Genomic DNA, 1,684 nt, shown 5'->3' on the forward strand with positions numbered 1-1,684 from the left:
ATTACTGTTTGAGGATTATAGACTATTTACTCTAAACTGCAATACGGAGGCACGACCGAATATCTGTATTACTATTAGGTTCAGGAGCAGATTGTAACATTCAAAATGAATCTGGAAATACACCGCTACATTATTCCGCACTCAATTACAAAACGACAAAAATTACAGAATTACTGATTGCATTTGGGGCTAATTTCCGAATTCCTAATCTTTATAACGTCACACCTAAGGATCTTATCTTTCAGTACGGTTCTACAGAGCATGAATCATTGTTGATAGGAATGCAAGACAATGATCCGTATCTTTAGCTTTTGCCGAGACGTAGTTAAACAACTTGCTGATATTCAGAAATCTTTATATTATGTTCTATTTCAGCACCCATAGATTTATACTCATTCATAATTTATCTTATATTCCTCTTGTTGATTGCTGCTGATATTTTGTTCTTACGGTCAAAGATTTCGGAGGTATAGCGGGAGCTTTACTACGTGGAGTTGTCTGTTGTAAAGTTTGTAGTATTCGTGCCGCTTTACTGTCAGATAATTTATATTTTTGTCTTATTTCTTCAGATTTTTCGGGGATAGGAGGGACAGAGGAAGAGTTTTTTAAAATACTTTTTTTTGTAATTTCTGTTCCTCGTTCAATAATCTTATCCCGATGCAATCGTTCACCATAATGATTATGTAAACCTTCTGCATTACGAACTGCAATTACTTGCTTCTCTTTAGAGACTATAAGATCAATTTCAGTATTAGCAAATTGCCCATGATTTATTATTTTATGTTCTTTTTTAAAATTTTTAATAATATTCGCATCTTGAATAAAATTACTTTTTTTGTCGATTAGTCCAATAACTTTTTCTTTCTTTAAAAAAAATATCGTAGCTAAAAACTTCTGCCATCCTTGTTTTTTTCCTATCACCACTTTTGTATCTTTGAATCTTACATCATTACGAGCAGTAGCACTAACTACTTTCCCTTTTATTATATCGGCTTTGTTAATTTCCTGTTCACTTGGTATTAATCTTACCGTTTTTTGTGTTTCTTTAATTGTTGCCTTTGTATCTTTAGTATTAACATTTTTGGGGTTAGCAATATTACTTACTTTCTCTTGTGTTGTGTTTATTTGTTTGCTTCCTATTAATTTTGTTATATTATCCCACTTAAATCCATCTTTTACAAGGACCGCTGAAATACCTTGTTCTTTCGCGTTATTTATATTTTTGATACTATCATCTATTAATACAACATTTTGCTTATCTTTTATACCGGACAATTCCATAGCTTTCTCTATATGCTCGGTTTTTGCATTTGGATCCCTAGCACCGCCTTTAGGAAAACCTCCTATTATCTTTATACCTTCAAGCTGGATTTGAGTTAGCCCCAACTCTTCTAGAGCTGCAGAAATTGCATCGGGATATTTAGTAAAAGAAGTAATTGCTATTTGATGTCCTTGTTCTAATATAGTTACAAATGTTTTTTTCAGTGCTTGCTTATCTCTAAGGCCTATATCAGGATTCTTAAGTAGTTTGGAAGCTTCATGTTTGACCAGCTTCTTATCATATTTTGGGTTTATCTCGCCTGTCTGTACTATACCATTTATAACTAGTGTATTATTATTTGTAACAGGCACTATCCCTTTATTAGTAAGCTGGCTATGAACATGCCCCTTGACCAGTGTATTA

At 32.9% G+C, this 1,684-nt stretch carries 2 protein-coding genes; one reads left to right on the plus strand and one right to left on the minus strand.

Going from position 1 to position 1,684, the window contains the following annotated elements:
• Positions 1 to 59 precede the first annotated feature (59 nt).
• Positions 60 to 308 (plus strand): ankyrin repeat domain-containing protein, encoded by a 249-nt coding sequence (locus AC0ODJ_RS09000; RefSeq protein ID WP_371920415.1) that lies wholly within the window; start codon positions 60 to 62, stop codon positions 306 to 308.
• A 100-nt stretch (positions 309 to 408) separates the two neighbouring features.
• On the opposite strand, the gene AC0ODJ_RS09005 is transcribed toward AC0ODJ_RS09000, so the two are convergent.
• Positions 409 to 1,684: HAD family hydrolase (locus tag AC0ODJ_RS09005; RefSeq protein WP_474466124.1), on the minus strand; the 1,276-nt coding region annotated here is incomplete at its 5' end.

It is taken from the genome of Rickettsia senegalensis, assembly GCF_056135685.1.